Raw genomic sequence first — 559 nt, forward strand, 5'->3', positions numbered from 1 at the left:
ATCGAGCGCCGCCGCGACATCGACTTTCCCTGGTACCCCGTGCGCGTGGTCTGCCACGACATCCTGGGCCAGACGGCCCTGGTGGACCTGGCCGGCCTGCGCGACGCCATTGCGGCCGAAGGCGGCGACCCCGCCCAGGTCAACCCCGTCGTTCCCGTGCAGCTCATCGTGGACCACTCGCTGGCCGTGGAGTGCGGCGGCTTCGATCCCGATGCCTTTGCGAAGAACCGCGCCATCGAGGACCGCCGCAACGAGGACCGCTTCCACTTCATCGAGTGGACGAAGAAGGCCTTCGCCAACGTGGATGTGATCCCCGCGGGGAACGGGATCATGCACCAGATCAATCTGGAAAAAATGTCCCCCGTGGTGACCGTGCAGGATGGCCTGGCCTTCCCGGACACCTGTGTTGGCACCGACTCGCACACGCCCCATGTCGATGCCTTGGGCGTGATCGCCGTGGGCGTGGGGGGCCTTGAGGCCGAGAACGTCATGCTGGGCCGCGCCTGCTGGATGCGCCTGCCCGAGATCGTGGGCGTGCGCCTCACGGGCCGGCGCCAGG

At 68.0% G+C, this 559-nt stretch carries 1 protein-coding gene; it reads left to right on the forward strand.

The window, feature by feature from the left end; genetic code table 11:
• On the forward strand, positions 1 to 559 hold a 559-nt coding region (locus IAE24_RS29975), incomplete at both ends, for an aconitase family protein (RefSeq protein WP_233630808.1).

It is taken from the genome of Delftia sp. S65, from assembly GCF_016516495.1.
Classification (GTDB): Bacteria; Pseudomonadota; Gammaproteobacteria; order Burkholderiales; family Burkholderiaceae_C; genus Comamonas; species Comamonas acidovorans.